Genomic DNA, 21,700 nt, shown 5'->3' with positions numbered 1-21,700 from the left:
AGAGATGGTGCTTGGAGGAGTTTCATCGCGTCGAGTACAGTACATAGTACGCGATCAAACGGCCCTCTGCTTTAGACGCATCCCCAGTAGGCGGCCTATTTGGCGCCCGTTTTTCGGTTTTAAAAGGCATACTCGACATGGGTAATGACTGGTGCTTGGACCGTAATGTCCATATTGGCCCTATCGTTCGCTTTGCCCGTATGATACTGGATCCCCACTACATCAAAGCGAAACTGTCTCACCGAAATCATCTTCGCTTGCATGTACGTGAGCGCCATCTCCCTCAGCTTTTTTTGCTTCTGCCATGTAATTGACTCTAAAGCAGAGCCGTATCTCAGGCCGCTTCGAGTACGAACCTCGACGAACACAAGAACATCCCCGTCCCAAGCAACCAGGTCGATTTCTCCCCTCGCTGTCCGGTAATTCCGTTCTACGATCCGAAGCCCTTTTTGCTGCAAATACGCTTCCGCCATGCGCTCGCCTCGATGGCCCAGTTCACGGCGTGCATCATTCACCCCAACTTTTTCCCTCCTTTGTCCAGACGGTAGACGAAAGCGAGGACTTCCGCTACTACCTGGTACAGCTCGGGAGGGATTTGCTGGTTCAGATCGAGTTTGCCCAGCACTTCTACCAGTGATGGATCTTCCTGAATCGGAATATTGCTGTCTTTGGCAGCCTTCAGCAGGTTTTCCGCCACGTAGCCCTTGCCCTTGGCCACAACGGTTGGCGCCTCCATCACGCCAGCCTGATAACGCAATGCAACGGCTTGCTTTCGCTTTTCTCTTTCAAAGGGAGGGGTGCTCATACGCGAAAATCTACCCCCTTGTAGTCTGCAAGCATGTATCCACTATTACCGCCCAGCCGGGGGGCCGTCCGTTTCGCGTCCGCGTCCGGGATGCTCTGTACCCTCATGGAGGAGAGCTGATAGCCAATGCCTTGCAATTGGTCAGCCAGACCCTCTCGCATGTTCTGGACGAGCGGTTCTACCCAATCATTGTTGTTGAACACCTGGATATTCACAATTCGGTTGACGATCCCGACATCCAGCATGGTCGTGCCCATCGCATTTAGATCGAGATGGAAAAACAGGCGGCAGTTTTCCGGGTCCAGCTCTCCTCCGCCTTTTTTCTTGGACTCGATTTGTACATAGGCCGTGTCCTCGCCATCGTTTGTCCGGATAGGGATTTGCATGACCACTTGTGCAAACGGCTGATTGGAGGGCTGTGCGAGCATGAGCTGCTGTCCGGTGACTTGCTGCAGCAGAGTGTCTGCCGCATCGCGCAGACCTGCAGGCATGCCGTTTTGCGAACTGGAGGCAAGCTGCAATAACAGGGACTTTACAGACTCCAGTTGCCTCTGAGCTTCTTGTGCACCCTTCATCGCATGTCCCAACGCATCGCGCTCGTGGGAAAGCCCCAACTGACGAAACATCTCCAAAATCGGGTGGTCATTTCGCGGAGTTTGCGAGGACTGGAGGGATGCTGCTCTGTCGGTACCTGTACCGATCGATTCCGCTTCCCATATGCCCGCAGGCTGGTCGGCGGAAGTGGTCAGACCTCCGGCTCGTGGCTGGCTGAATGGCTGATTCCCAGACCTCGAGACCTGCTCTGTCAGCGTCCTCAACTGCTGCTCGCCGAACTGCCCAGTCGCCGCTCCTTTTGCATGGCCGGCCATAGCTGCAGAATTTGACGCTGGCTGCGGTGATTCGGACACATCGCCATGTGGCAAAGCGACTGGCAGTTTGGCGACTTTATCGCGGAGCTGTCCGACAATCATCCGAAGCTGGGCGTTCAGAAGATCGGCAGCCGCATTTCCCGCTCCACTGCCGCCTGAAGGCCTTGCTTGGCTTCCGTCTTGCGAGAAGCGATTCGCCCCTTGTTCCTCAGATTGCAAAAAGCTGTCGGCTTGGTTCAAAAAATGTTGTATCACTTGAGCGAGCGGCTTTTCTGACAGAAATGCTTTCAAGCCTGCAATTGAGTCGGGCGTCACCGGTAGATTGCGCTTCAAGGCAAGCAGGAACGCATCCAGTGTCCCCTGATCCGCTCCCAACTGCTGTGTCACGGCAGCATAGCTTTGTACAGCATCCCGATTTACAGGAAGGTTTGACGAAACCAGTGCTTGGACGATCGCTCGGTTCTCTTTTGTTTCCGCGAAGCCCAGAGATCTCATCAAGCCTTCGAGGGATGCATCTGCGACCGTTCCACCCTGCGGAGAGTTCAGCACCTTCAGTGTGATGACACCGCTGGTCGGCTGGACTTGAAGCCAGGCTCGCTGGCCTGCTTCCAGATTCGCTTCCAGCTTTGCCTGGACCTGCATCCCCCCGATCTGGACCAATGCCATATTTTCTGGATATGTCCTCACTACCGCTCCTGTAAATACTTGGCCAGGTGTAAACTCAATCGGTTTGGGAGCCGCAGCGCCGGTGCGCTGCATGAGTGATTGTACCATTTGCGCAGGGGAAAACATGTCATGCCTCCTATATCGCAAGCCCGGTGCCGGAGCGTCAGGCCTGCGCCTTTACCCCGGTAAACGTCCTCCGATGGATCGGGGTCGAACCGCAGCGCTCCAGAGCCGCCAGATGCTCCGCCGTACCGTAGCCAGCGTTTTTTTCAAAGCCGTATTGCGGATAGATTTCTGCGTATTTTGCCATGATTCGGTCTCGTGTCACCTTTGCGACGACCGAGGCCGCCGCGATGGAGACACTTTTGCCGTCTCCGCCGATGATCGGCAATTGTCTGTAGGGCAGATCCTTCAACTGAACAGCGTCGATCAGGCAAGCGTCCGGGGCAATCGAAGCATCTGCGATAGCCAGCTTCATCGCTTCTTTCGTCGCTTCCAAAATATTGATCTCATCGATGCGTTCGGCGGATACGATGCCAATCCCGACCGCAACCGCTTTGGATGCAATGACTTCGTAAAATGCTTCTCTCGTCGCAGCCGGCAACTTTTTCGAATCATTCAAACCAGGCAGGTAAAAATCTGGCGGCAAACAGACAGCCGCAGCCACTACAGGCCCCGCCAGAGGGCCTCGTCCTACTTCGTCGATGCCGAGAAGATGCTCATATCCCTCAGCCCGGAGCGACCGTTCAAACGTGGTCATCTCCTCCCACTGGCAGGCAAGCTTCTCCTGTCTGGCCTTGGCTTGCTCCATTTGGCGCACAAGGTCATGCACGCCTTTTCGTTTATCTTCTTTCAGCAATTGTAAAAAATCTTTCGGGACCTCGTCCATTTTTTCTAGCAGATCCCGTATTTCTTTTATCGACATTTCGGCCAGATTCATTGATTCCATCACCTTACGCTATGTATTTACGAAAAAACCCGTCTACCCATTGGATAGACAGGTGTGTATCTGTAAGCCTCCTAAATGAGGGCTTGCGGCTTGCCGATCGGTTCTTCCATTTCCCAATCGATGGGGCGCTCCAGCGTAACGGTCCCCAATTTGCCTGACCGCAGGTCGCGCAAAAACAATTCGGCTGCCTTGTCATAGTCGATTTCTCCGCCTGATATGAGGCAGCCGCGCTTTTTGCCGATTTCCTCGAGCATGGTGACCCGGTCTTGGGGCAATTCCTTCAGCTTGAACCGCTCTGTCAAGCGTTCCGGGTAATAGTGCATCATGTAGCTGATCGCAAAGAGCGCTACTTCTGTAAAATCGATCAATTCATCCTTGATGGCGCCGCTCGCTGCCAGCCGAAGACCGACCATCTGGTCCTCAAACTTCGGCCACAGAATTCCTGGCGTATCGAGCAGCTCCAAGGTGTCGCCCATTTTTACCCATTGCTGCGCCTTGGTAACAGCCGGTCTGTCACCCGTTTGCGCCACGGCACGCTTGGCCAGTCGGTTGATCAGCGAGGATTTCCCCACGTTTGGAATCCCGAGAATCATAATCCGGATCGCTCGGGCCTGCATGCCGCGCTCCGCTCGCTTGGCCAGCATATCCGCTGCCAGCTCCCTGCAGACTTCGGGCAGCTTGTTTACACCCTTCCCGCTCAGTGCATCGATCGGTAGGGTGCGGAGGTTTTGCTCCCGGAAGTATCGAACCCACTCTTCCGTTACCTTCTCATCTGCCAAATCGGCTTTGTTCAGCAGCAGCAGCCGCGGTTTATCGCTCACGATCTCGTCGATCATCGGATTGCGGCTGGATAGCGGCAGCCTGGAGTCAAGCAGTTCGATTACTACGTCAATCTGCTTCAGCTTCTCCGTAACCTGTCTGCGGGCCTTTGCCATATGTCCGGGAAACCACTGAATGGCCATGACGTCTCACCTGCCTTTTTGTCATACATATTCGTCCGATCAACGGGTTACCCGTATGTCGGAGAAGGGCCAAAATACAAACTCGGCACGTCCCACCACGCGATCCAGCCCTACTGGGCCGATGGCGCGGCTATCGTGACTGTTCAGGCGATTATCGCCAAGCACAAAAATTTGTCCTTCGCCGATCTGGAAGGGGCCGAAATCCTCAGTCAGCGGAATCTTCCTCTCCGCTGCTTCCTTGCGATTTTGGGCCAAGTAGGGCTCGTCTACGACTTTCCCGTTTATCAATAACTGGTCATCTTTCGCTTCGACCGTATCTCCCGCTACCGCGACAACCCGCTTGATATAATCCCGTTTTTCCTCAGCGTGGAAAACGATAATATCGCCGCGCTTCGGCTCGGAGAGATAGTAGATAGCTTTGTTGACCACCAATTTTTCGTTGTTATGTAAAGTGTGCTCCATCGATTCACCGTCTACGATGAAGGGGGCGAACAGAAACGTTCGGATGATAAACGCCAAAATGATCGCTATGCCTAGTGCCTTGAGCCATTCCCATGTCTCGTTTTTGGCTCGGCTGGAGGCGACTTCTTCGCTCATATTTCGATCCCTCCGCTTCTGCCGGTATGGTCCCCGAAATAGGGTTTTTCCATTCTTCTGCAATGGAAAAAGAGGCCCGGCTAGCAGGCCAGACCCCTTTTCTATCGAACACTTGCTATTATCGACGAATTTCCTTGATGCGGGCTGCCTTACCAACGCGATCGCGCAGATAGTACAGTTTCGCACGGCGAACTTTACCGTGACGCACAACCTCGATCTTGTCGATCTTTGGAGTGTGTACCGGGAACGTACGCTCAACACCTACGCCGTAAGAAATCTTACGAACAGTGAAGGTTTCGCTGACACCTGTACCACGGCGGCGGATCACAACGCCTTCAAACAGCTGGATACGCTCGCGCTGACCCTCGATAACCTTAACGTGAACACGAACAGTGTCACCAGGTCGGAACGCAGGAATGTCCTGTTTCAGTTGCTCTTTTTCCAATTCACGAATTACTTGGTTCATCCTCAATTCCCTCCTTCCGATCAGACGTTCTTACTCGTCTATCAATAGCCGGCATGAAAACCGGGATACGAGTAGCGGACCGCCTTAGTCAGCGGGCAAAATTGCCACAAGAAGTATATTAGCATATTGATCTGCAAACTACAAGGTTTATTCCTTAGACAAGCCCGAATTTTTTTCCTCTTGTTCCAGCTCGCGCAGCAGCTTCTGCATGTCCTCGGTCATTTCCATAGCAGCCAGCAGGTCGGGCCTGCGCTCTTTTGTTCTCCTCAGGGATTCCTTCATCCGCCAGCGAACAATATTGGCATGGTGGCCCGAGAGCAAAATATCAGGCACCTTCCACCCGCGGAACTCAGCCGGGCGCGTATAGTGAGGATGCTCCAGCAATCCGGTGGTGAAGGAATCCTCCACAGCCGAGCTCTCATTGCCCAAAGCCCCGGGTTGGAGGCGGACGACACTGTCGATCACAACCATGGCAGCCAGCTCGCCACCTGTCAGCACGTAGTCGCCGATCGATATTTCATCGGTCACGAGATATTGGCGGATGCGTTCGTCATAGCCTTCGTAGTGCCCGCATATAAACACCAGGTGCTCTTCACGGGCCAGCTCCTCCGCCAGCTTTTGTCGATACGGCTTGCCTTGCGGACACATGAGGATAACCCGAGGCTTCGCCTCAGCGGTTACTGCCTCGACAGCCCGAAACAACGGTTCCGGCTTGAGAACCATGCCCCCGCCGCCGCCGTATGGCGTATCGTCCACGGTACCGTGCTTGCTCTCGGAAAACTCCCGAAAGTTTGTCACGTGAAAGTCCACGATTCCCTTTTCCTTGGCCTTGCCGAGAATGCTGCTCCCCAAGACTCCTTCGAACATTTCGGGAAACAGTGTCAATATGTCAATTCGCACCCATTGTCCTCCTCTACAGCAAGCCTTCCATCAGGTGGCAGACAACGCGTTTGCCGGCAATATCGACTTCCTTGATGCAATCGTCAATATACGGCAAAAGGATTTCTCCGCGCTTCCCTTTTACGACCCATACGTCATTGGCACCGGGCTGGAGGACATCGACGATTTTTCCCAGCTCTTCTCCCGTATCTGTCACCACCAGACAGCCTACCAGCTGGTGTATGTAAAATTCGTCTTCCTCCAGCTCCAGCAGGGCATCGTCCGGGATTTTCAGTTCGCCGCCCTTGTATTTCTCCACGTCGTTGATAGACGAGTACCCTTCAAAACTAAGGATTTCAAAATCCTTGTGGGAACGGCGGGTCGCTACTTTAAGCGTGATCGGCTTGTCCAAGGAAGGGTGGAACAAATACAGCTCGCTGCCTTTTTTAAACCGCTCGTCAGGGAAATCAGTCGTGGAAATGACCCTGACTTCTCCCCGCAGCCCTTGCGTATTTACCAGCTTTCCCACGGTATAGAAACGCTTTTCACTCATGCGGTTCCTCCTTTCGGTTCGCGAAAACCTGTGTTTCGAGTACAAGCAGTGACGAAGCACGGCTGTTTACCCGTTAGTCGGCGGTCCGTTTCTAATCTCGTTAACGACACCGTCTTTTATCAGGATTACCGTTCCTGACATTTTTTCTTCCCAAACGTCGCCAATTTCAATTTGAACCGGGCTTTGTACCGTCATATAGTCCAATTCCGCACCCGCAGGCAAGGTTTCCACCAGCCTCATCTGTACATGCAAATGCTCCTGCTTTTCCTGGCGGCGGCGCTCTTCCTGCGAAATTTTTTCCTGTACCTGCTGCAGCATGTCTGCCGATCGTTTGCGGGCATCAGCCAAAAGCTTTTTCGCCTGAAACTCCCACTGCTGCCATTCGTCCTGCTGTTGGCGAAGCTGCCTTTGGTACTGCTCGGTTAGCGCGGCACGAGACGCTTCGGTCAAAACGATTTTCACCTGGACCGTACGTAAGATCGTGAGCACGTCTGCCATTTCCTCCCGTAAGGACTAGTCGACATCTGGACCTATAGAAAAAAGACTGGGACACCTCCCAGCCTTTCCTAGACAATCTCAACCGTGACCCGCTTGTCCGTTTGCACAGATGCGGCGGTCACGACAGTGCGAAGAGCCTTCGCTATTCGCCCCTGCTTGCCGATGATCTTCCCCATATCATCGGGATGCACCGACAGTTCGTAGACGAGCGTGCGCTCTTTCTCCACCGCATTGACACGAACTTCATCAGGATGATCGACGAGAGCCTTTGCGATCGTTTCGACCAGTGCTTTCATCATCGGACCTCCAGATGAACGGCTTACTTGCCGTATTTCGTTTCGTGTACTTTCGCCATAACGCCTGCTTTGGAGAGCAGGTTGCGAACGGTATCAGTCGGAGCTGCACCGTTCAGGATCCATTGCACCGCTTTCTCAGTGTCAATGTTCACAACAGCCGGTTGAGCAACCGGGTTGTAGTAACCGATTTCCTCGATGAAACGGCCATCACGCGGAGAACGGGAGTCAGCAACAACTACACGGTAGAATGGAGCTTTCTTGGAACCCATACGCTTCAGACGGATTTTAACTGCCATGTTGTTCACCTCCTATATGGATCAACGCAATCAACTATGCGTTGGCAATGCTTATCTGAACCATCGCCGCCCTTGCTTTTGCAAAAAGAGGCGAAGAGATCATCCCACTTATTTAAATGGCGGCTTGAAATTGAACGGGAAGTTGTTTCCTCCCTGATTGCCGCCTTTGCCCATGAACGGAAGTCCGAAGCCTTTTTTCTTCGCCTTCTTTTTCATCTTGTCCGCGACGCCGGTAAACTGCTTCATCATTTTTTTCATCTCGTCAAACTGCTTGATGAACCGGTTTACTTCCTGAATCGTTGTCCCGCTGCCTGCCGCGATGCGTTTTCGGCGGCTGGCGTTGAGCAGCTCAGGGTTGGAGCGCTCTTCTTTGGTCATCGATTTGGCGATCGCCTCGACACGGGCAATCTGTTTTTCATCCACCTTTACGGAGCCCTTCATCTTGTTCATTCCCGGCATCATGCCGAGAAGGTCCTCAAAAGGTCCGAGGTTGCGCATTTGCTGCATGGCGTCGAGGAACATGTCAAACGTAAATTCCCCTTGGCGCATCTGGCGTTCCATCTCTTTGGCCTTCTCTTCATCGACGGCTTCCTGCGCCTTTTCGATCAGGCTGAGCACATCGCCCATCCCGAGAATCCGGGAGGCCATGCGATCCGGGTGAAACGGCTCCAGAGCATCCAGCTTTTCGCCCATCGCGGCAAATTTAATCGGCTTGCCTGTCACTGCTTTTACGGACAAGGCTGCACCGCCGCGCGTATCGCCGTCAAGCTTGGTCAGAATCACGCCCGTCAGCTCCAACTGGCTGTTGAAGCTCTCTGCCACGTTGACGGCATCTTGACCTGTCATCGCGTCGACTACGAGCAAAATTTCGTCCGGCCTGGCTACTTCGCGCACTTGCTTCAGCTCTTCCATCAGCGCTTCGTCAATATGCAGCCGGCCCGCCGTATCGATAATCACATAGTCGAGGTGATTGGCTTTCGCATGGTCGATCGCTTGTTTGGCGATCTCGACCGGACTTACCTGATCACCCAGAGAGAAAACGGGAACGTTCAGTTGATCCCCCAAAACCTGCAGCTGCTTGATGGCTGCCGGACGGTAAATGTCGGCTGCAACCAATAGCGGTTTGCGATTTTGCTTTTGCAAGTACTTGGCCAGCTTGCCAGTCGTCGTCGTCTTACCGGCTCCTTGCAGACCAGCCATCATGACGACTGTTGGCGGTCGGTGAGACGCGGCCAATTGGGCGACGTTTCCGCCCATTAATTCGATCAGCTCTTCGTTGACGATCTTGATGACCATCTGGCCGGGAGTGAGGCTCTTGAGCACCTCTTGCCCGACTGCCCGCTCTTTTACGCGAGCAACGAAATCCTTTACGACCTTGAAGTTGACGTCGGCTTCCAGCAGGGCCAGACGGACTTCGCGCATCGCCTCACTGACGACGGCCTCGTCGATCTTGCCTCTGCCGCGCAGTTTGTCAAATGCGCTCTGCAGCCGGCTGGCTAAGCTTTCAAACGCCATACGAGCCCTCCTAATCCATCTCTGACAGTTGGTGGAGCAAAGTCATCAAGTCATCTCTCGCTCCGCTGTCCGCAAGTCCCTCGACGATGCTCTCCATCCGGTTCAGCAAAGCCTGCCGCTGTTCATGCCGGGCCGACAAACGCAGCTTGTCTTCGTATTCGAAGAGCTGTTTCTCTGCCCGCTTGATGTGATCGTACACAGCCTGTCTGCTGACCTCGTGCATCTCGGCAATTTCGCCCAGCGACAAATCGTCCAGATAATACAATTCCAGATATTCGCGCTGCTTGCCCTTGAGGAGCGGTGCGTAAAAGTCAAACAAGAGATTAACTTGATTGGTTTTTTCGAGCATGTAACCAATCCTTTGCTGAGAGGTACTCGAATCATCCTGTAAAGACTTTTTCCTTTACAGCACGATACCTATACTACCTAATTCCCCATGTACTGTCAAGCTTTTTTATTGACAAGATTTTTGGAACAACAATTACGGTTCCTGTACGCGAAAGATCAAGCCTCCGGCTGCTGCTCGCCCTCTGTCTCCTGCGCGATCAGTCCGGCGAACAAGGCGTGGACAAACTGTTCCGGGTCAAACGGCTGCAAGTCGTCCATCCTCTCGCCAAGTCCCACGTATTTCACCGGGATGTTCAATTCGTTGCGAATCGCGATGACGATGCCGCCTTTTGCCGTACCGTCCAGCTTTGTGAGGACAATCCCTGTCACGCCGGCAGACTTTCCGAACGTTTTCGCTTGCGAGAGCGCATTTTGTCCCGTCGTGGCATCGAGCACGAGGAGCACTTCATGCGGCGCTCCTGGCAATTCCCGCTGCAGGACGCGGTGGACCTTGCTCAGCTCTTCCATCAGGTTTACTTTGTTTTGCAAACGTCCCGCCGTATCGCACAGGAGGATGTCCACTCCCCGCGATTTTGCCGCCTGCACTGCATCGTAGATCACGGCCGCGGGATCGGCTCCCTGCTGGTGCTTGATCACGTCCACGCCTACGCGGTCTCCCCACACTTCCAACTGTTCGATGGCGGCTGCGCGAAATGTATCGCCGGCTGCCAGCAGCACTTTTTTGCCTTGCTGCTTGAACATATGCGCCATCTTCCCGATCGTCGTCGTCTTTCCGACGCCGTTGACGCCGACAAACAGGATGACGTTCAAGCGGCCGTCCTCGATGTTCAGGCCCGCGTCCATGGAATCGTCATTTTTCAGCAGGGCAACCAGCTTCTCGGACAAGATCGGCTGCAAGTCCATCGCGTCTTCGATCTTTTGCTTGCGAACCTCGGAGCGGAGCTCGTCGATCAGCTCCATGACGGTATTGACCCCGACATCGGCGGTGATCAAAATTTCTTCCAGCTCTTCAAAGAAGTTCTCATCGATTTTTTTGTAGCGACGGACGAGATCCTCCACCTTTTCCACCAAGAGGTCTCGGGTCTTGGCCAATCCGTCTGTAAACTTCTGCGTGACTGCTTCCGATTTTTGTACAATCGCATCCCGCAAGCGTTTAAAAAAGCTCATCTTCATCTTCCTTTTCTGTCTGAGTAAAAGCGCCATGCCTTTACATGACTGGCTTTATCGGGCTTCTCAAGCCGACTCGATATATTTGCGCGTGTCCTCCAGCTTGACGGAAACGATCTTGGAAACGCCGCCCTCCTGCATCGTGACACCGTACAGCACATCGGCGCTCTCCATGGTGCCTTTCCTGTGAGTCACGCAAATAAACTGTGTCTGACCGCTGAATTGATGCATGTATTCGGCAAAGCGGTTGACATTGGCCTCGTCCAGCGCAGCCTCTACCTCGTCGAGCACGCAGAACGGCACCGGCTTGACCTTGAGTATGGCAAACAGCAGGGCCATCGCTGTCAGTGCGCGTTCTCCCCCTGAGAGGAGGGCGAGATTTTGCAGCTTTTTGCCGGGTGGCTGGGCGACGATGTCAATGCCCGTATCGAGCAGACTGTCTGGATTGGATAATACCAGATCGGCCCGGCCTCCGCCAAACAACTGGACAAATACGTCCCGGAACTGCTCCTGGATCGCGTCAAAGGTCTCCTTGAACCTGCGGGACATCTCCTGGTCCATTTCTTCGATCACCTGGTAGAGCATCGCTTTGGCTTCATTCAAATCCTCTTCCTGGGCACTGAGGAATTGCTGTCGCTCCGAAAGGCGTTCGTATTCTTCAATCGCGCCGAGGTTTACTGTACCGAGCGCGGCAATTTCTTTCTTCAAGCGGTTGACGATTTGCTGCTCGCTTTCAATCTCGCCGCGCGGCGGATATTTTTGCTTGGCCAGATCATAGCTCATTTCGTACTCTTGGGAGAGTTTATTCAACAAGTGATCCAGTTCGACGTCAAAGCGGTTGACCTTGACCTCCTCCTGATGCAGGCTGTCTTCCAATGCTTTGAGCCGCTTGCGGATCTCTTTTACCTCCAGCTCCACCTGCTCCTGGCGATGGTACAGAGTCGCGCGTTCGCTACGGCGTTCCTGGATCAGCGAAGCGACTCGCTCTTTATCCTGGCGCAGCTCGGCGATCTTCTGGTCGAGCTCGGCACTGCTTGTTTCGTTCGTCGCCTCCAGCTCGTCGTAGGAAGCAAGTGTCTTATTCAGCTCTTCCCATTCGCGCTGCAGGGTCTTCTTTTGCTCTTCCAATCTCTCTACCTGCTCGACGCGGGATTGATGCTCAGAGCTCACCTGCGCATCCAGCACCTTCAAGCTGGTGATCCGTTGATTCATCTCTTCTTTTGATTCCAGTTGCTCCTGACGCTTTGCTTCCGCAGCGGCAATCTGGTCCGACAGCGCTTTTTCTTCCTCCGTCATCAGGGCGAGAGCTGCTTCCAGCTCCTCCAGCTTTTTGCGGGCTTCATTCATTTCCCGTTCGTAACCGGCAATGTCCTGATCGACCACGAGCAGCCGGTCGGAGAGATTTTTCCCTTCTCCCTCTGTCTGTTGCAGGATGACCTTCACTTCCTGCTCCTTGAGGCGAAGCTGTTCTCCCTGATTGCGCAGCTGCTCCTGCTCCTGCTCGATCTGAAGCAGCTCTTTGGTTACATTTTCCACCAGTGTAGTATGCCCAATAATGGCCTCGTCGATCTGGGTCATTTGCGCTTCCAGCTCTTCAGCCTGACGGTTTCTCCCCAGCAGGTTCGTCGAGTTTTTCTTCAAGGCGCCACCCGTCATGGAACCCCCGGCGTTGACGATGTCCCCTTCCAAAGTCACGACCCGGTAGCGGTACCCGATCGTGCGGGCTACGCGATTCGCCTGTTCAAGAGACTCTGTCACGATCACATTTCCCAGCAGTGACTCTACGATGGTCCGATACGCAGCATCATAGGAAACCAGTTCGCTGGCAATGCCGACGACGCCCGCCTCCTTGCCGAGAAGGCGCTTGTCCTCCGGCTGCAGACTGCGCGGACGGATGACATCCAGCGGGAGAAAGGTAGCTCGTCCCGCGTTGTGCTGCTTCAAATAAGCGATGGCAGCCCGGCCGGCAGCCTCATTTTCCACCACGACGTTTTGCAGCGCTCCGCCAAGGGCCACTTCCATCGCTGTCTCGTATTTCTCCGGTACGACAACCAGCTCCGCCACGGCGCCGTGAATACCTTGAAATCCGCGTTCCCGGGCCTTCAATATTTCCTTTACCCCTTGCTGGAAGCCGGCAAAGTCAGCCTGCATTTCCTTGAGCATATCCAAGCGGGAACGGATCGCTTCTTTGCGCTGCTCCGCCTGCCTCAGCTCGCGCCGGGCCGTCTCCAACCGGGCTTGTCCCTCGCGAATCCGTTCGAGCGATTCCTTGTAGCGGGCCAGCGTCTCCTCAAGTGCCGCTTCGATCTCCCGAAGCTGCCCCCGAAGCTCTTCGATTTTTCCGATCCGGGTCGCTTCCTCCTGGTCAAGCCGCTCTTTCTCGCTCGAAAGTCTTTCTGCACGGGCAAGGCCTGTCTGCAGTAGCTGCTGCTGATGGCGAATCTCATTTCGCAAATTGGCCAGATCGTTTACTTTTTCAAAGTAGTCGCCCTTTAGCCGCTCTACGTCGTCGGTCAGCGATTGGACCATGGCGTAAAACTGGTTCTCCGCCTCGCGCAGGGCAGCTTGGGCTTCCGAGAGCCGCTTGCTTGTCTCTTCCTTGCGGGCCAGCTCTCCCTCTAGTTCCGCTTCCACGGCGTGCTGCTTTTCCGTAATGCGGTGAAGCTGCTCGATTGTTTGCGAGCGATTGGCTGCCAGGTTGCGCAGCCTTTCTTTCAACACTTCCCGCTGCCCCTCTACTTTTTCCGTCTCCTCACTGACGGTCAAGAGAACCTGCTGCAACTCCTCAATCGATTCATCTATCTGGCTGACGTGAAACTTCGCCTTCTCCAGATCGGCTTCTCTGGAGGCTGCCTGCGCCGACTGTCCGGCCAGCTCTTCCTGAAGCTCCTGGACGCGTCTTCCCGCTTCCTCCCACTTCGCATGGGCGGCTTCGATCTGCTGTACGTAAAGGGAGATTTCATGCTCAACCAGTGTCTGATGCAATTGCTTATAGGTACGTGCGGTTTCGGCCTGTTCTTTCAAAGGGCCGACCTGCTCGTTTATCTCGCTGACAATATCATGAATACGAACGAGATTTTGTTCCGTTTCATCCAGCTTTTTCTCTGCTTCCCGCTTGCGGCTCTTGTATTTGACGATCCCTGCCGCCTCTTCGAAAATGCCGCGGCGGTCTTCGGATTTCGTGCTGAGGATTTCCTCGATCTTTCCTTGTCCGATGATCGAGTATGCTTCTTTTCCGAGCCCGGTATCCATGAACAGCTCCATAATGTCCTTGAGCCGGCACGCTCGTTTATTTATGTAATATTCGCTATCGCCCGAACGATACACCCGACGGGTCACGGATACTTCCGAATACTCCACGTCGAGAGACCTGTCGGTATTGTCCAGCGTTAAGGTCACTTCTGCATAATTTACCGGTTTTCGCGAGTCGCTGCCGGCAAAAATGATGTCTTCCATCTTGGCTCCGCGAAGAGACTTGGCGCTCTGTTCGCCGAGCACCCAGCGGATCGAGTCCGAGACGTTGCTTTTGCCGCTGCCGTTTGGTCCGACTACAGCGGTGACACCAGGGACAAATTCAAGCTCTGTCCGGTCTGCAAACGATTTGAACCCTGCCAGTTCCAGGCGTTTCAAATACATACGAATGGTCCTCCTACCAAAAAAGCTCCTGTTTTGAAGCTCTACAAAGAAACTGTCACTACTTGAATAGCGTTCTAAAAGAAAGCTCCTGCCTGGGACAGGAGCGCAAGATTTTTTCTAGGACATTCCCTTTATAGTGTACCATATAACTGCAATCGAGCGGTATCTTTCTCCGTCCTGACAGATGGAGCCTTTGCTGTACGCTTCTACAAACCATATGAAAAAAGAGCGAGACAAGCACAGGCGCTTCCTCACTCTCCTTCATACTCATTTTCCGTATTACTTGGCACCGAGTAGAATCAATGCTTTTGCGGCTGCCTGTTGTTCCGCTTCTTTCTTGGAACGGCCTGTGCCAACACCCAGCGACCGATTGTTCAAAAGCACTTCGGACACAAACTCACGGTTGTGAGCAGGGCCTTTTTCTTCCAATATGCGGTAGTTGATTTCACCCAGGTTATCCTGCTGAACAAATTCCTGGAGCTGGCTCTTGAAGTCCGTCAGGTTGGTAAACTCCCCTTTATCCACGCGCGGATAAACGTATTTTTCCATAAAGGTGAAAACCGCATCCAGACCTTGGTCCAGGTAAAGCGCTCCGATAAATGCTTCAAACACATCTGCCAACAGAGCGGGCCGCTGCCGGCCACCCGTCAATTCTTCCCCTTTTCCCAAGAGAACGAGCTCACCAAAGCGAAGCAGCTCAGCAAACTTTACGAGTGAGGGCTCGCAGACGATCGCTGCTCGAAGCTTGGTCATTTCGCCCTCGCTCATCTTGGGAAAAGTTTTATACAGGAACTGGGAAACGGTAAGCTCCAGGACAGCGTCGCCGAGAAACTCCAGCCGCTCGTTATCCTGTATACGCTTGCCGCGTTGCTCGTTGACGTAAGAAGAATGGGTGAACGCTTGCCGCAAAACACTCTCGTCGCGAAACCGGATGCCAATGGTTTCTTGCAGCTCGGCGAAATTCATCACCCTCACCACCATCCCCGAAGACTTCCTACTCTTCTTGTGAGCAGGGACCATTTATGCCTCGTAACGCTTTAAAATAATGGTTGCGTTGTGACCGCCAAATCCAAACGTATTGGAAAGGGCCACATTCACCTTCGCCTTGCGTGCTTCATTCGGTACATAATCCAGATCGCACTCTGGATCGGGGTTCTCCAGATTAATCGTCGGCGGCAAGATTTGATCACGGAGCGCGAACGCCGTTGCAATCGCTTCTACCCCGCCTGTTGCACCGAGCAGGTGCCCCGTCATCGATTTGGTCGAGCTGACTGCAAGCTTGTATGCATGCTCGCCAAACACTTCCTTGATCGCCATCGTTTCCGCAATGTCCCCTTGACCCGTGGAAGTACCGTGTGCATTAATGTACTCCACTTCGGAAGGTTCGATACCTGCGTCTCTCAGTGCGTTCTTCATGCAGCGGGCAGCACCCTCGCCTCCCGGTGATGGAGCGGTGATGTGATGGGCGTCCGCGCTCATGCCGTAGCCGATCACCTCTGCGAGAATGGTAGCCCCGCGTTTTTTCGCGTGCTCAAGCTCTTCGAGAATAAGCACGCCCGCACCCTCGCCCATGACAAATCCGTCGCGGTCGCGGTCAAACGGCCTGCTGGCCTTCGTCGGTTCGTCATTTCGCGTAGACATAGCCTTGGCAGAACAAAAGCCGGCAAACGCCATCGGACGGATCGTCGCTTCTGCGCCCCCGGTGATCATGACATCCGCTTGATCGTATTGGATCAGGCGAAGCGCGTCGCCAATCGCGTTCGTTCCAGTCGCACATGCGGTAATCGCACTGGAAGTAGGCCCTTTGGCTCCGTATTGAATGGACACGGCTCCAGAAGCCATATTCGCGATAAGCATCGGGATAAAGAACGGGCTGACGCGGCGCGGCCCTTTTTCCAGCAGCACCTGATGCTGCTCCTCCCAAGTGCTGAGCCCCCCGATGCCTGATCCGATGTATACACCAACACGTTCGGCATTTTCAGCTGTGATTTCCAGCTTGGCGTCCTCCACAGCCATCTTGGCAGCAGCCAGTCCAAACTGAACGAATCGGTCTGTACGTCGAATATCTTTTTTATCCATATAGTCTTCTGGATTGAAATCTTTGACTTCCCCTGCAATTTGCGTCGGGTAGTCAGAGGCATCGAAAGAAGTAATCGGTGAAATGCCCGACTTTCCTTCCAGCAAGCTATTCCAGAATGTCGTCGCGTCATTGCCAAGCGGCGAAACAACGCCAACGCCGGTAATCACCACTCTGCGTTTCATAAGGTATCACCTCTATAATGAAGTCAGCCATACGCTTCCTTGTTGCTTTTTAGGGGTTGAACTGCGATCGGAAATGGAGAAAGGAAGGGGGAAGCCCCGACCATGCGGGACTTCCACTGAATGGAACTACTTGTTAGCTGTTATGTAGGAAACAACCTCACCAACAGTAGTGATCTTTTCAGCGTCTTCGTCGGAAATTTCCAGATCGAATTCGTCTTCCAGTTCCATTACCAGTTCAACAACATCCAGGGAGTCAGCACCAAGATCTTCTTTGAAAGAAGCCTCCAAAGTGATTTTGGACTCATCTACACCCAGACGATCTACGATGATTTTTTTCACACGATCAAATGTATCTGCCATTTTGCTTCACCCCCTCTCCCCGTAATTATAGTGGATGAGCCTATGAAAAACTAGCAGGCTCTTTGTTACATGTACATACCGCCGTCAACGTGAAGCGTCTGTCCGGTCATATAGCCAGCAGCATCTGAAGCCAGGAACAGAACGACGCGGGCGATGTCCTCGGCCTGTCCGAAACGGCCCAACGGGATTTGACCCAGCATCGACGATTTCACGTCTTCCGGCAAAGCGGCGGTCATATCGGTATCGATAAAACCGGGAGCGACCGCATTTACCGTGATACCGCGGGAGGAAAGCTCACGCGCAGAGGTCTTCGTCAGTCCGATCACGCCCGCTTTTGCGGCCACGTAGTTGGCCTGGCCCGGATTGCCCATCACACCGACAACGGACGTGATGTTGATAATCCGGCCGGATCGCTGCTTCATCATCGGGCGGGTCGCTGCCTTGATACAGTTGAACACGCCTTTGAGATTGATCGCGATCACATCGTCCCATTCCTCTTCTTTCATCCGCATCAGCAAATTGTCGCGGGTAATTCCCGCATTGTTGACGAGGATGTCAATGGTTCCAAAGTGATCCAAAGCCTCTTTAAACATATTGTTTACTTCTTCGGCATCGGCTACATTCGCCCGTACCATAATCGCGTCGCGGCCCAGCTCTTTCACCTTGGCAACGGTTTCGGCCGCAGCCGCTTCACTGCCTGAGTAGTTCACCACGATATTGGCTCCCGCTTCAGCCAGAGTCAAGGCGATCGCACGCCCAATTCCCCGGGAAGCACCCGTAACGAGCGCCGTTTTTCCTGTGATCATAGGATACCTCCGTTCAACAGCTCCGTCAGCGATTCCATATCCTGTACGGAGACGATTTTCGTCTCGGCCGGGGCGATTTTTTTGATCAAGCCTGCCAAAACTTTTCCTGGACCTACCTCAACGAAGGTTGTGACCCCCTGCTCGACCATCCATTGAATGGTATCTTCCCACAATACAGGGGCCGCTACCTGTTGGATCAAGCTGTCCACAATGGTTCCCGCATCCGAAACAGGACGAGCCGAGACGTTCGCCACTACCGGCACAGAAGCAGCCTGTACGCTGACTTCTGCGAGCACAGACTGAAGCTTATCGGCCGCAGGCTGCATCAGACTGGAGTGAAACGGTCCGCTTACGTTAAGCGGCAGTACCCGCTTGGCTCCGGCTGCTTTGGCCTTTTCGCCTGCCAGCTTTACGCCCTCAGCCGATCCGGAAATAACGATCTGTCCAGGGCAGTTCATATTGGCTAGTTGGACAGGGTTCCCGGCACCGCTGACTTCCTCGCAAACAGCATGCAGGGCTCCGCGCTCCATCCCGAGAACGGCTGCCATGGCGCCCTGGCCTGCTGGAACGGCTTCCTCCATGAACTGGCCGCGTGCCCGTACGACTTTCACCGCGTCCGTGAAGGACAGGGCTCCTGCCGCCACCAGCGCAGAATATTCGCCCAAGCTATGGCCCGCATAAAAATCAACCTTCATATCCGCTTTCTTTTCCCGAAGTGCCTCCAGTACGGCTACACTTGCCGTCAAAATGGCCGGCTGTGTATTGGCCGTCAGGCGAAGCTCTTCTTCCGGACCTTCAAAGCAAAGACGAGAGAGGGAAAAACCGAGCGCTTCATCGGCTTGTTCAAAAATGCGCCGTGCGGCATCTGACTGTTGCGACAGCGCCTGGCCCATCCCGACAAATTGAGACCCCTGTCCCGGGAACACAAATGCCACCTTACCCATTACTTTTCTCCTCCTTCCGCTTCTTGGGTCGACCATTTAAGCAAAGTCGCACCCCAGGTGAGTCCGCCGCCAAAGCCGACGAGAATCACGTTGTCTCCTTCCTTCAGCCGCCCTTCCTGGATCGCTTCGTCCAGCGCAACAGGGATCGATGCGGAAGACATGTTTCCGTAGCGGTCCAGGTTAATGGCCACTTTATCTTCGGAGAGGCCGAAGCGTTGAATCGCCGAGTCAATGATGCGCTTGTTTGCCTGATGCGGCACCAGCAGGTCGATGTCTTCCTTGGAGGCACCCGATTTTTCCAGCACGGCTTCCGTTGCGGAGTTCATGACACGCACCGCAAACTTGAACACTTCTCCGCCAGCCATCGAAATGTAGTGGAGATTGTTTTCAATGGATTCGGCGGAAGCCGGGATTCGGGAACCGCCAGCCGGTTGAGACAGAAGTGCGCCGCCCGATCCGTCTGCCCCCAGCTCAAATGCCTGGAACCCGAGACCATCCTTGACCGGTCCGAGTACCGCAGCCCCTGCACCGTCTCCGAACAAAACGCATGTATTGCGGTCCTTGTAGTTGGTGATTTTGGAGAGCGTCTCCACCCCTACGACGAGGATATAACGGTACAGTCCGTTGGCGATGAACTGGCTTCCCGTTGCAATCCCGTACAAAAATCCGGTACACGCAGCCGAAACATCCAGTGCCGCCGCTTTTTTCGCCCCCAGCTTTTCTTGCAAGATGCAGGCTGTCGATGGGAACATCGTGTCAGGCGTAACCGTAGCCACAATAATCATGTCAAGCTGTTCCGGACTGATATTCGCTTTGGCCAGCGCTTTTTTCGCGGCTTCCAGGGCCAAATCGGAAGAAGCCTGCTCCGGTCCGCAAATGCGGCGTTCCCGGATACCCGTGCGGCTCACGATCCATTCATCCGAGGTTTCCACCATTTTTTCCAGATCAAAGTTGGTCAGCACTCTCTCAGGTGTATAGGAGCCTGTCGCCAAAATTCCAACCGAACGCGTTCCTTTCATCTGTTCTCACTCACTTTCTCCCGGTGTATTTTTCTGCAAGGCGTCCTGAATGTACCCGTTCACATCCTGTGAAACGAAACGTACGCCACTGGCTATCGCATTTTTGACCGCTCGTTCGTCTGACGAGCCGTGCGCCTTGATGACTGGTCGCCGCAATCCCAAAAGCGGTGCTCCTCCGTATTCCGCGTAATCCATCCGTTTGCGGAACCGGACCAGACCCGGTTTTAGAATAGCCGCCCCTACTTTATTAATCAAACTGGAAGTAAATTCCTGCTTCAAGACAGAAAAGATTGTCGCTGCCGTGCCTTCCATTGCTTTTAACAGCACGTTTCCAACAAAGCCGTCAGAAACAAGCACGTCGCACTCGCCCTGCATGACATCGCGGGACTCCACATTTCCGATGAAATGCAAATCGGCATCCACGAGCATTCCGTAAACGGCTTTTGTCAGCTCGTTTCCCTTGCCTTCTTCCGTCCCGACGTTCAACAGCCCCACGCGGGGACGTTCAAAGCCAAGCACCTTTTCCGCGTACAGGCTTCCCATGATTGCGTATTGATAGAGATGCTGCGGCTTGGCGTCCATATTGGCTCCAACATCAAGCGCCAACGTGACCCTTCCTTTGATGTTGGGGATAAAGGCAGCAAGCGCAGGCCGTTCGATTCCTTCCATTCTTCCGCACAGCAGAAGTCCGGCTGTCATAAGCGCACCCGTATTTCCTGCCGAAATCGCAGCATCTACCTTGCCTTCCTTGGCAAGCTGCACCGTTACGACGAGAGACGAATCCTTTTTTCGCCGGACGGCCCGCACCGGTTCATCATCAGCCTCAATGATTTCCGACGTATGGTGGATTTCCAAACCGGACGGAAGCTCTCCAGGCAGTTCACGCCGTATGGCTTCCTCGTCTCCCACCAGCACCACCGTTAAAGCCGGATTCTCTTTGACTGCCTCCCATGCGCCCAGTACAGCGCTTCGCGGAGCGTTGTCTCCTCCCATCGCATCCAATGCGATTCGCATCCGTGTCCCTCCTTGTTTGCTCATATATTTCTCGTGCTGACATTTGACATCCCGACGACTCGGAATGTCGCTGTAAAAACGAGCTCTCCCTGCACCTTTGTTTCGACGCGAACCTTGCATTCATCGCCATCGCGATTTCGTACGACCGCTTTGGCTACCAGCTTTTCGCCCAGTCTGACCGGGCGGACAAAGCGAATGCGTGCAGTCGCGGTCAAAGCCACATCGGCATCGATGACAGCGACTGCCAGTGAATTGGCTTGCGCAAATATGTAGTGGCCTCGAGCGATTTGTGTCCGAGCAAAAACATGCTCTTCTTTAATTTCAAGTACAGAGATTGCCTGTACGTCCAGTTGAAGGTCAACCACGTCGCCGATCACTTCATCGATCCCAAGCGATTTTACCGGGTCGAGATTTTTTTCGGCAACGGACTTGATACGCTCGCGCAGCTCCGGTATTCCAAGTTCCAAACGGTCTAACCGTATTGTTTGAATACTGACCTGAAATAACTCAGCCAGATCCTCGTCAGTGGCAAAAGGATTCTCCTGCAGAAACTGCACCAGACGATTCTGGCGGTCTTTTTTTGGCAAGCGGGCGATGATCAACACCCCCAGTGCGTCTTTATTCGCATCCATATGTTTACGAGCTGTTTTTAATACCAGGTACCAACCAAAGTATAAGGGAGGATGCTTGCAATTACAAGTAAAGATCAGGGGTTGCGGCAAAAAAACGACCATAGACCTGTGATTTTTGAAGGGGAATGGTTCCCCAAGGTCCATTTTGAAGCAAAGACCTT

General features: G+C 53.8%; 24 protein-coding genes. All 24 read right to left on the bottom strand.

Going from position 1 to position 21,700, the window contains the following annotated elements; all coding sequences use genetic code 11:
* Positions 1 to 119: 119 nt before the first annotated feature.
* The gene (locus tag EDM54_RS20370) at positions 120 to 515 is read right to left on the bottom strand and encodes a YraN family protein (protein WP_003386015.1); all 396 of its coding nucleotides are present in this window, start codon (positions 513 to 515) and stop codon (positions 120 to 122) included.
* Positions 512 to 805 (bottom strand): EscU/YscU/HrcU family type III secretion system export apparatus switch protein, encoded by a 294-nt coding sequence (locus EDM54_RS20365; protein ID WP_024982994.1) that lies wholly within the window; start codon positions 803 to 805, stop codon positions 512 to 514. The genes EDM54_RS20370 and EDM54_RS20365 overlap by 4 nt, the downstream gene beginning before the upstream one ends.
* Positions 802 to 2,466 carry a TP0910 N-terminal domain-containing protein gene (locus EDM54_RS20360; RefSeq protein WP_031932921.1) on the bottom strand — a complete coding sequence of 555 codons (1,665 nt, stop codon included), beginning with the start codon at positions 2,464 to 2,466 and terminating at the stop codon, positions 802 to 804. The genes EDM54_RS20365 and EDM54_RS20360 overlap by 4 nt, the downstream gene beginning before the upstream one ends.
* A gap of 37 nt (positions 2,467 to 2,503) precedes the next feature.
* Positions 2,504 to 3,280 (bottom strand): ribonuclease HII, encoded by a 777-nt coding sequence (gene rnhB / locus EDM54_RS20355; RefSeq protein WP_031932922.1) that lies wholly within the window; start codon positions 3,278 to 3,280, stop codon positions 2,504 to 2,506.
* Positions 3,281 to 3,360: 80 nt separating this feature from the next.
* Positions 3,361 to 4,251 carry a ribosome biogenesis GTPase YlqF gene (gene ylqF, locus EDM54_RS20350; RefSeq protein WP_003386019.1) on the bottom strand — a complete coding sequence of 297 codons (891 nt, stop codon included), beginning with the start codon at positions 4,249 to 4,251 and terminating at the stop codon, positions 3,361 to 3,363.
* 39 nt (positions 4,252 to 4,290) lie between these two features.
* Positions 4,291 to 4,848, bottom strand: coding sequence for a signal peptidase I (gene lepB / locus EDM54_RS20345; protein WP_003386020.1), 558 nt, complete (start codon positions 4,846 to 4,848; stop codon positions 4,291 to 4,293).
* A 118-nt stretch (positions 4,849 to 4,966) separates the two neighbouring features.
* On the bottom strand, positions 4,967 to 5,314 hold the full coding sequence (gene rplS, locus EDM54_RS20340; protein ID WP_003386021.1) for a 50S ribosomal protein L19: 348 nt from the start codon (positions 5,312 to 5,314) through the stop codon (positions 4,967 to 4,969).
* A 147-nt stretch (positions 5,315 to 5,461) separates the two neighbouring features.
* Positions 5,462 to 6,214, bottom strand: coding sequence for a tRNA (guanosine(37)-N1)-methyltransferase TrmD (gene trmD, locus EDM54_RS20335; RefSeq protein ID WP_003386022.1), 753 nt, complete (start codon positions 6,212 to 6,214; stop codon positions 5,462 to 5,464).
* 13 nt (positions 6,215 to 6,227) lie between these two features.
* Entirely contained in the window at positions 6,228 to 6,746 is a 519-nt protein-coding gene (gene rimM, locus EDM54_RS20330; RefSeq protein ID WP_024982988.1) for a ribosome maturation factor RimM, read from the bottom strand.
* A 66-nt stretch (positions 6,747 to 6,812) separates the two neighbouring features.
* Positions 6,813 to 7,244, bottom strand: a complete 432-nt coding sequence (locus EDM54_RS20325) for a YlqD family protein (protein ID WP_003386024.1) — start codon at positions 7,242 to 7,244, stop codon at positions 6,813 to 6,815.
* A 68-nt stretch (positions 7,245 to 7,312) separates the two neighbouring features.
* A complete protein-coding gene (locus tag EDM54_RS20320) occupies positions 7,313 to 7,540 on the bottom strand; it encodes a KH domain-containing protein (RefSeq protein ID WP_003386025.1) in 228 nt (75 codons plus the stop codon).
* Between the two features lie 23 nt (positions 7,541 to 7,563).
* Positions 7,564 to 7,836, bottom strand: coding sequence for a 30S ribosomal protein S16 (gene rpsP, locus EDM54_RS20315; RefSeq protein ID WP_003386026.1), 273 nt, complete (start codon positions 7,834 to 7,836; stop codon positions 7,564 to 7,566).
* A 108-nt stretch (positions 7,837 to 7,944) separates the two neighbouring features.
* A complete protein-coding gene (ffh, locus tag EDM54_RS20310; RefSeq protein ID WP_122958709.1) occupies positions 7,945 to 9,351 on the bottom strand; it encodes a signal recognition particle protein in 1,407 nt (468 codons plus the stop codon).
* A 10-nt stretch (positions 9,352 to 9,361) separates the two neighbouring features.
* Complete coding sequence (locus EDM54_RS20305) at positions 9,362 to 9,700, bottom strand: putative DNA-binding protein (RefSeq protein WP_003386028.1); 339 nt, start codon at positions 9,698 to 9,700, stop codon at positions 9,362 to 9,364.
* Between the two features lie 155 nt (positions 9,701 to 9,855).
* On the bottom strand, positions 9,856 to 10,866 hold the full coding sequence (gene ftsY, locus EDM54_RS20300) for a signal recognition particle-docking protein FtsY (protein WP_003386029.1): 1,011 nt from the start codon (positions 10,864 to 10,866) through the stop codon (positions 9,856 to 9,858).
* Positions 10,867 to 10,932: 66 nt separating this feature from the next.
* On the bottom strand, positions 10,933 to 14,502 hold the full coding sequence (gene smc, locus EDM54_RS20295; protein WP_122958708.1) for a chromosome segregation protein SMC: 3,570 nt from the start codon (positions 14,500 to 14,502) through the stop codon (positions 10,933 to 10,935).
* Positions 14,503 to 14,781: 279 nt separating this feature from the next.
* Positions 14,782 to 15,522 (bottom strand): ribonuclease III, encoded by a 741-nt coding sequence (rnc, locus tag EDM54_RS20290; RefSeq protein WP_031932924.1) that lies wholly within the window; start codon positions 15,520 to 15,522, stop codon positions 14,782 to 14,784.
* Positions 15,523 to 16,764 carry a beta-ketoacyl-ACP synthase II gene (gene fabF, locus EDM54_RS20285; RefSeq protein ID WP_003386033.1) on the bottom strand — a complete coding sequence of 414 codons (1,242 nt, stop codon included), beginning with the start codon at positions 16,762 to 16,764 and terminating at the stop codon, positions 15,523 to 15,525. It abuts the gene before it with no gap.
* A gap of 126 nt (positions 16,765 to 16,890) precedes the next feature.
* Positions 16,891 to 17,124: an acyl carrier protein gene (gene acpP / locus EDM54_RS20280; protein ID WP_003386034.1), complete on the bottom strand. Its 234-nt coding sequence runs from the start codon at positions 17,122 to 17,124 to the stop codon at positions 16,891 to 16,893.
* A gap of 65 nt (positions 17,125 to 17,189) precedes the next feature.
* Positions 17,190 to 17,930, bottom strand: coding sequence for a 3-oxoacyl-[acyl-carrier-protein] reductase (gene fabG / locus EDM54_RS20275; protein WP_003386035.1), 741 nt, complete (start codon positions 17,928 to 17,930; stop codon positions 17,190 to 17,192).
* The gene (gene fabD / locus EDM54_RS20270; RefSeq protein ID WP_003386036.1) at positions 17,927 to 18,874 is read right to left on the bottom strand and encodes an ACP S-malonyltransferase; all 948 of its coding nucleotides are present in this window, start codon (positions 18,872 to 18,874) and stop codon (positions 17,927 to 17,929) included. The genes fabG and fabD overlap by 4 nt, the downstream gene beginning before the upstream one ends.
* The gene (locus EDM54_RS20265; protein WP_003386037.1) at positions 18,874 to 19,893 is read right to left on the bottom strand and encodes a beta-ketoacyl-ACP synthase III; all 1,020 of its coding nucleotides are present in this window, start codon (positions 19,891 to 19,893) and stop codon (positions 18,874 to 18,876) included. The genes fabD and EDM54_RS20265 overlap by 1 nt, the downstream gene beginning before the upstream one ends.
* 6 nt (positions 19,894 to 19,899) lie before the next feature.
* A complete protein-coding gene (plsX, locus tag EDM54_RS20260; RefSeq protein ID WP_003386038.1) occupies positions 19,900 to 20,907 on the bottom strand; it encodes a phosphate acyltransferase PlsX in 1,008 nt (335 codons plus the stop codon).
* A 20-nt stretch (positions 20,908 to 20,927) separates the two neighbouring features.
* Positions 20,928 to 21,539 (bottom strand): transcription factor FapR, encoded by a 612-nt coding sequence (fapR, locus tag EDM54_RS20255; RefSeq protein ID WP_051925547.1) that lies wholly within the window; start codon positions 21,537 to 21,539, stop codon positions 20,928 to 20,930.
* Positions 21,540 to 21,700 lie beyond the last annotated feature (161 nt).

The sequence above is a fragment of the Brevibacillus borstelensis genome, from assembly GCF_003710865.1.
In the GTDB taxonomy this organism is placed as follows: domain Bacteria; phylum Bacillota; class Bacilli; order Brevibacillales; family Brevibacillaceae; genus Brevibacillus; species Brevibacillus borstelensis.
The sequence above is the reverse complement of the archived record's forward strand: the minus strand, read 5'-3'. Positions and strand labels throughout refer to the sequence as shown.